Genomic DNA, 7,699 nt, shown 5'->3' with positions numbered 1-7,699 from the left:
TCCTGTAGAACGCGAAACCATGTTTCGCCGGCAGGGACTATATCGATGCACTGTTGGGTCCTGAGAGAACACGCGAAAGCATGTTTCTTTCTAGGCAAGACATATACAGGCTGTCATGGCTGGTTCTATCGGCTGAGGGATGAAAGTTTCTCGGTGTCTGAGGGTGGCGTGAACATGGTGGTGTGTGTGTTGTTTGAGAATTGCACAGTGGACGCGAGCATCTTTGTTGTAAGTAATGAAGAGCGTACGGTGGATGCCTTGGCACCAGGAGCCGATGAAGGACGTAGGAGGCTGCGATAAGCCTCGGGGAGCTGTCAACCGAGCTGTGATCCGAGGGTGTCCGAATGGGGAAACCCAGCACGAGTGATGTCGTGTTACCTGCACCTGAATATATAGGGTGTGTGGAGGGAACGTGGGGAAGTGAAACATCTCAGTACCCACAGGAAGAGAAAACAATAGTGATTCCGTGAGTAGTGGCGAGCGAAAGCGGATGAGGCCAAACTTTGTGCGTGTGATACCCGGCAGGGGTTGCGTATGGAGGGTTGTGGGGTTTGCATTGTCGATTCTGCCGGATCGGCCGACAGTGAGAAATTGTGGTGTTAGTCGAAGTGGTCTGGAACGGCCTGTCGTAGAGGGTGAGAGTCCCGTAGACGAAAACATTGCAACTGTCGTTGTGGATACCCAAGTAGCAGCGGGCCCGTGAAATCTGCTGTGAATCTGTCGGGACCACCCGATAAGCCTGAATACTCCCTGGTGACCGATAGCGGACTAGTACCGTGAGGGAAAGGTGAAAAGTACCCCGGGAGGGGAGTGAAATAGTACCTGAAACCGTGCGCTTACAATCCGTCAAAGCTGGTGAACAGTTTACTGTTGCTGGTGATGGCGTGCCTTTTGAAGAATGAGCCTGCGAGTTAGTGGCATGTCGCGAGGTTAACCCGTGTGGGGTAGCCGTAGCGAAAGCGAGTCCGAATAGGGCGTATCCACGTTTGTGGTGTAGTGGCGTGTTCTAGACCCGAAGCGGAGTGATCTACCCATGGCCAGGTTGAAGCGACGGTAAGACGTCGTGGAGGACCGAACCCACTTAGGTTGAAAACTGAGGGGATGAGTTGTGGGTAGGGGTGAAAGGCCAATCAAACTCCGTGATAGCTGGTTCTCCCCGAAATGCATTTAGGTGCAGCGTCACGTGTTTCTCACCGGAGGTAGAGCTACTGGATGGTCTAGGGGGCCTACAAGCTTACCGAAATCAGCCAAACTCCGAATGCCGGTGAGTGAGAGCGTGGCAGTGAGACTGCGGGCGATAAGGTTCGTAGTCGAGAGGGAAACAGCCCAGATCGCCAGCTAAGGTCCCTAAGCGTGTACTAAGTGGAAAAGGATGTGGGGTCGCGAAGACAACCAGGAGGTTGGCTTAGAAGCAGCCACCCTTGAAAGAGTGCGTAATAGCTCACTGGTCAAGTGATCCTGCGCCGACAATGTAGCGGGGCTCAAGTACACCACCGAAGCTGCGGCACTCACACAATAGCCCGCTGTTCTCTTGCGAGGGTTCAGCCAGGTGTGTGGGTGGGTAGGGGAGCGTCGTGCAGCCATGGAAGCATCGGAGTGATCCAGGTGTGGAGGCTGCGCGAGTGAGAATGCAGGCATGAGTAGCGAAAGACGAGTGAGAAACTCGTCCGCCGAATGACCAAGGGTTCCTGGGCCAGGTTAATCCGCCCAGGGTGAGTCGGGACCTAAGACGAGGCCGACAGGCGTAGCCGATGGACAACGGGTTGATATTCCCGTACCCGTGTAACCGCGCCCATGGTGAATCAGTGACACTAACCACCCTGAATCCAGATGACCGATCTCTTTCGAGAGTGAGGCGTGTGGTGGATGCGTGGGACCTGATCTGGTAGTAGCCAAGCGATGGGGTGACGCAGGAAGGTAGCTGGGCCAGTCAGTGGTTGTACTGGTGTAAGCCTGTAGGGCGAACGGTAGGCAAATCCGCCGTTCATCAAGCCTGAGAGGTGATGCGTAGCCGATTGAGGCGAATTCAGTGATCCTATGCTGCCGAGAAAAGCCTCTAGTGAGTTGTTACACGGCCCGTACCCCAAACCGACACAGGTGGTCAGGTAGAGAATACTAAGGCGATCGAGATAACTATGGTTAAGGAACTCGGCAAAATGCCCCCGTAACTTCGGGAGAAGGGGGGCCCTGTCCGGTGACGGAATTTACTTCCTGAGCTGGGTGGGGCCGCAGAGACCAGTGAGAAGCGACTGTTTACTAAAAACACAGGTCCGTGCGAAGTCGTAAGACGATGTATACGGACTGACGCCTGCCCGGTGCTGGAAGGTTAAGAGGACCGGTTAGCCAGTAATGGCGAAGCTGAGAATTTAAGCCCCAGTAAACGGCGGTGGTAACTATAACCATCCTAAGGTAGCGAAATTCCTTGTCGGGTAAGTTCCGACCTGCACGAATGGCGTAACGACTTCTCAGCTGTCTCAACCATAGACTCGGCGAAATTGCATTACGAGTAAAGATGCTCGTTACGCGCGGCAGGACGAAAAGACCCCGGGACCTTCACTACAGCTTGGTATTGGTGTTCGGTTCGGTTTGTGTAGGATAGGTGGGAGACTGTGAAGCGGTGACGCCAGTTACTGTGGAGTCGTTGTTGAAATACCACTCTGATCGTATTGGATACCTCAACCTCGGACCATGATCTGGTTCAGGGACAGTGCCTGGTGGGTAGTTTAACTGGGGCGGTTGCCTCCTAAAATGTAACGGAGGCGCCCAAAGGTTCCCTCAGCCTGGTTGGCAATCAGGTGTCGAGTGCAAGTGCACAAGGGAGCTTGACTGTGAGACTGACAAGTCGAGCAGGGACGAAAGTCGGGACTAGTGATCCGGCACCGGCAAGTGGAAGCGGTGTCGCTCAACGGATAAAAGGTACCCCGGGGATAACAGGCTGATCTTCCCCAAGAGTCCATATCGACGGGATGGTTTGGCACCTCGATGTCGGCTCGTCGCATCCTGGGGCTGGAGTAGGTCCCAAGGGTTGGGCTGTTCGCCCATTAAAGCGGCACGCGAGCTGGGTTTAGAACGTCGTGAGACAGTTCGGTCTCTATCCGCCGCGCGCGTAAGAAACTTGAGGAAGGCTGTCCCTAGTACGAGAGGACCGGGACGGACGAACCTCTGGTGTGCCAGTTGTTCCACCAGGAGCACCGCTGGTTGGCTACGTTCGGAAGGGATAACCGCTGAAAGCATCTAAGCGGGAAGCCTGTTCCAAGATGAGGTTTCTCACCCCCTCGAGGGGGTAAGGCCCCCGGCAGACCACCGGGTTGATAGGCCAGAACTGGAAGTCGGGTAACCGATGCAGGTGACTGGTACTAATAGGCCGAGGACTTACCACAAAGAAGCTACGCGTCCACTGTGCAATATCTGAAACAACACACGAGTTGATTCAGCAAGCACAATCGAATACAGGTCCAAGAACGAAACACCACCCCCGACAGTATGTGGGGAATGTGTTCTCCGACTGAGACCGCTCGTGATATCTGTTTCGCAGAGTTACGGCGGCCATAGCGGAGGGGAAACGCCCGGTCCCATTCCGAACCCGGAAGCTAAGCCCTCCAGCGCCGATGGTACTGCACTCGACAGGGTGTGGGAGAGTAGGACACCGCCGAACACCCGTTGTAAGAAGGGGACCCACTTGGTGGGTCCCCTTTTTGCGTTTGTACCGAAATCCGAAAGGACGCCCGTGTCGGAAGACAACAACGATCGTCGCCCCTCCCGAGGGGACGGCGGCAACCGCCCGAGCGAGTCCCGAGACCGCAACCCCCGTGCTCAGGACCGCCGCGGAGACCCGCGTCGTTCGGACGGTCCGCCCCGCAGGCGTGGCGGTGAGGGTGGGTTCTCCGGCGATCGCCGCGGAAACAGCGCACCGTCCGACCGTCGACCGCCGCGTCCCGATGAGCCGGATCTACCCGACGAGGTCGAAGCAGGACAGCTCGAACCAGCAGTGCGTCGAGATCTGTTGAGCTTGGACAAGAACAACGCAACTGCCGTCGCACGCCACCTCGTGATGACCAGCAGGCTGCTCGACGACGATCCGCAGTTGGCGCTGCTGCACGCGCGCGCGGCTCGTCAGCGCGCCGGCCGCATCGCCGTGGTCCGTGAGACCGCAGGTATCGCGGCTTACCACGCCGGTGAGTGGGCCGAAGCACTGTCCGAGCTTCGCGCCGCCCGACGGATGGCAGGCGGACCGGGCCTCATCGCTGTGATGGCCGACTGCGAGCGCGGACTCGGACGTCCAGAGCGCGCTATCGAACTCGGTCGCAGCGACGAGGCTCGCGAGTTGACCGGCGAGGAAGCGTCTGAGCTACGGATCGTCGTGGCAGGTGCCCGAATGGATCTGAACCAGTACGACCAAGCCGTGGTCACGCTGCAGACCCCTGATCTCGACGCGTCGCGCTCCGGCACCGCTGCTGCTCGGCTCTTCTACGTCTACGCAGATGCGCTGGTTGCGGCGGGTCGCGTCGACGAAGGTGTGAAGTGGTTCCTCAATGCCGCTGCAGCCGACGTCGATGGTGAGACCGACGCAGAAGAGCGGGTCGAGGAGCTGTCCGGAGGCGGTCAGTGACAGTGCTGCGTGATCTCCACGATGTGCTGCTGCTCGATCTCGACGGCACCGTCTATGCCGGCAAGGATCCCATCCCCGGTGCAGTGGAAGCACTGTCGGGTGGTTCGGAGAAGCAGTACTTCGTCACCAACAACGCCAGCCGAGCCCCCGAGGACGTGGCCGAACATCTGCGTGGTCTCGGCTTCGACACCACGGCAGAGTTCGTCGTCACCAGTTCCGAGGCCGGTGCCCGCGTGTTGGCGGGCAAGTTGGACCCAGGTTCCCGCGTGCTCGTCGTCGGCACCGACGCATTGGCGAACGAGATCACCAAGGTAGGACTCGTGCCGGTCCGCTCTGCCGACGACGACCCGGTGGCAGTGGTGCAGGGTCACTCGGTCGATACAGGCTGGAAGATTCTGGCCGAGGCCGTCCTCGCCATCCGTGCGGGTGCGCTGTGGGTGGCCACGAACACCGATGCCACCCTGCCGACCGAGCGAGGACTCGTTCTGGGCAACGGCTCGATGGTCGCAGCGGTTCGCAACGCCACCGAGATCGAGCCGATCGTGGCAGGCAAGCCCGCTGCCCCGATCATGCACGACGCCATCGAACGCAGCGGAGCACGTTCGGCGCTGGTCGTCGGAGACAGACTCGACACCGACATCGCTGGAGCGAACGAAATCGACCTCCCGTCGCTGCTGGTTCTGACCGGCGTCAGTACCGCTGCCGAGTTGTTGCGAGCTCCTCGGCAACTTCGGCCCACCCACATCGGGACCGATCTCGGAGTTCTGAACGAGGACGAGACGGTGTCGAGCGTCGGCAGCAAGACCGGTTGGACGGTCGGCATCGAGAACGAGGTGCTTTCGGTCCGGTACAGCGGAGACGGTGCGCCGGATGCGTTCGAAGGTGCGCTCGCCACACTGCACGTCGCCTGGTCCGGCTCGGCCTTCTCGGACGTTCGCTTCGAGGGTGATCGGCTCGGCGATCTCCGTTCGCTGCTCGGGTGCTGACACAGCATTCGACAGCACCGTTCGGAGAGCGGCGATCGGGCGTTCGTCGGACCCATCCGATAGCGTGAGAGGCGATGAGCGCGTCTATTCCACTACCAGGACAGCACCGGCCGAGCGGTGCCGGCGATGAGTCGTCGGCTGATCCGGACACTGTTCGCACCGAAGTGTCCTCGCTGCTGAATCAGCTCACCATCGAGCCGACGGACGACGAGGAACCCGAGGCGGTCGACTCCGACGCCCTTGCGCGCGACGCGAGTCTGCTCGATCGGGCGCACGAGGTACTCGTGCGCGCCCTGACCACCGTCGACAAGACCTGACGTGGCTCGTCGCGCACGTGTCGACGCCGAGCTGGTTCGTCGTGGACTCGCCCGATCTCGCGAGCACGCTTCCGAGTTGATCGAAGCAGGTCGGGTGAAGATCGCAGGGACCGTGGCCTCGAAGCCCGCGACCGCGGTGGAGCCGGGCACACCGTTGCTGGTGGCCGAAGAGGACAACGAGGTCTCGTGGGCCTCCCGCGGTGCCCACAAGTTGCTCGGTGCCCTCGACGCATTCGAGCCGCTGGGTCTGACCGTCGAGCAGGCTCGTTGTCTGGACGCCGGTGCATCCACCGGAGGGTTCACCGACGTTCTACTCAGTCGAGGCGTGCGTGAAGTGGTTGCCGTCGACGTGGGTTACGGGCAGCTGGTGTGGCGCCTGCAATCCGACGACCGCGTTCATGTCATCGATCGCACCAACGTTCGGTCGATCGACGCCGAGACGATCGGCGGACCGGTGGACGTGATCGTCGCAGATCTGTCGTTCATCTCGTTGAAGCTCGTTCTTCCCGCTTTCGTTGCATGCGCGAAGCCGGGTACCGACATGGTGTTGATGGTCAAGCCGCAGTTCGAGGTCGGCAAGGATCGCGTGGGTTCCGGTGGTGTGGTGCGAGATCCCGCGCTGAGAGCCGAGGCCGTCGAGGATGTGGCCAATGCGGCCGTCGCGTCGAATCTCACGGTGCAGGCGGTAGCGGCAAGCCCACTGCCGGGGCCGTCGGGCAATGTCGAGTACTTTTTGTGGCTGAGGGCAGGTGCAGGCGAGGATTCGCCACGCGCCGACATCACGGAACTCGTCCGGCTCGCGATCGAGGAAGGACCACAGTGACTCCGTCCCACGCAGCACCGGAACGGGAGTCGACTCGAGAAATTCTTCTCGTCGCCCATCCTGGTCGACCGGACATCGCCGAAACCGCGCGTCGCGTGGGCAAGGTGTTCGACGAAGCGGGCATCTGCCTTCGCGTGCTCGTGGACGAGGTCGAGCCGTCGAAGATCGAAGCCTCCGATACGGAGGAACACGACCATGTGTTCGTCGCGGACATGAAGCTCAACGTCGTCGAGTTCGGACCGGACGCAGCCGCCGGCTGCGAGATGGTCCTCGTGCTCGGCGGTGACGGGACCTTTCTGCGCGCAGCCGAACTCGCGCAAGCGGCCTCGATTCCGGTGCTCGGCATCAACCTCGGGCACGTCGGATTCCTGGCCGAGGCCGAAGCCGACCATCTCGAAGGTGCCCTGGCCCGCGTCATCGCCGGGGACTACCGCATCGAGCAACGCATGACGTTGGACATTGCGATTCGCGTCGGCGACCAGGTGGTCGATCGTGGCTGGGCATTGAACGAAGCCAGCATCGAGAACGGGTCGAGGCTGGGAGTGCTCGAGGTCGTACTCGAAGTCGACGGACGACCGGTGTCCGCATTCGGGTGCGACGGCGTCCTCATCTCCACACCGACGGGCTCGACGGCCTACGCGTTCTCGGCCGGTGGGCCTGTGGTCTGGCCGGAACTCGAAGCGATATTGGTCATTCCGAGCAACGCACACGCGTTGTTCGCGCGGCCGCTCGTCACCAGCCCCGAGTCGATCATCGCGGTCGAAATCGATGCCGGCGGACACGCAGGATTCGTATTCTGCGACGGCAGGCGCACATTGAGCCTGCCGGCAGGTGCTCGCGTCGAGGTGGTGCGGGGAGCGTCACCGATCAAGTGGGTTCGACTCGATTCGGCACCGTTCGCCGATCGCATGGTCAAGAAATTCGAACTGCCCGTGACCGGGTGGCGGGGGAGAGCGAGGTAGGG

General features: G+C 60.6%; 5 protein-coding genes and 2 rRNA genes. All 7 read left to right on the top strand.

Annotated elements, in window-relative coordinates:
- Positions 1-226: 226 nt before the first annotated feature.
- The 7 genes from CH302_RS08640 to CH302_RS08610 all read left to right on the top strand — a co-directional run bounded on the left by CH302_RS08640 (position 227) and on the right by CH302_RS08610 (position 7,697).
- Positions 227-3,380 (top strand): 23S ribosomal RNA (locus CH302_RS08640).
- A 158-nt stretch (positions 3,381-3,538) separates the two neighbouring features.
- Positions 3,539-3,655 (top strand): 5S ribosomal RNA (rrf, locus tag CH302_RS08635).
- A 72-nt stretch (positions 3,656-3,727) separates the two neighbouring features.
- Positions 3,728-4,609, top strand: coding sequence for a tetratricopeptide repeat protein (locus tag CH302_RS30420; protein ID WP_082323568.1), 882 nt, complete (start codon positions 3,728-3,730; stop codon positions 4,607-4,609).
- On the top strand, positions 4,606-5,595 hold the full coding sequence (locus tag CH302_RS08625) for an HAD-IIA family hydrolase (RefSeq protein WP_037189192.1): 990 nt from the start codon (positions 4,606-4,608) through the stop codon (positions 5,593-5,595). The genes CH302_RS30420 and CH302_RS08625 overlap by 4 nt, the downstream gene beginning before the upstream one ends.
- A 74-nt stretch (positions 5,596-5,669) precedes the next feature.
- The gene (locus CH302_RS08620; protein ID WP_037189193.1) at positions 5,670-5,912 is read left to right on the top strand and encodes a hypothetical protein; all 243 of its coding nucleotides are present in this window, start codon (positions 5,670-5,672) and stop codon (positions 5,910-5,912) included.
- A 1-nt stretch (position 5,913) separates the two neighbouring features.
- Entirely contained in the window at positions 5,914-6,735 is an 822-nt protein-coding gene (locus CH302_RS08615; protein ID WP_037189194.1) for a TlyA family RNA methyltransferase, read from the top strand.
- Positions 6,732-7,697 (top strand): NAD kinase, encoded by a 966-nt coding sequence (locus CH302_RS08610; RefSeq protein WP_037189195.1) that lies wholly within the window; start codon positions 6,732-6,734, stop codon positions 7,695-7,697. The genes CH302_RS08615 and CH302_RS08610 overlap by 4 nt, the downstream gene beginning before the upstream one ends.
- Positions 7,698-7,699: the final 2 nt, after the last annotated feature.

This window comes from Rhodococcus sp. 15-2388-1-1a (genome assembly GCF_002259145.1).
GTDB lineage: Bacteria > Actinomycetota > Actinomycetes > Mycobacteriales > Mycobacteriaceae > Rhodococcoides.
This window is presented reverse-complemented; position numbering and strand designations above follow the sequence as displayed.

Coding starts and splice junctions, on each gene's coding strand:
- CH302_RS08620 (WP_037189193.1), top strand. CDS start 5,670: ATGAGCGCGTCTATTCCACTACCAGGACAGCACCGGCCGAGCGGTGCC.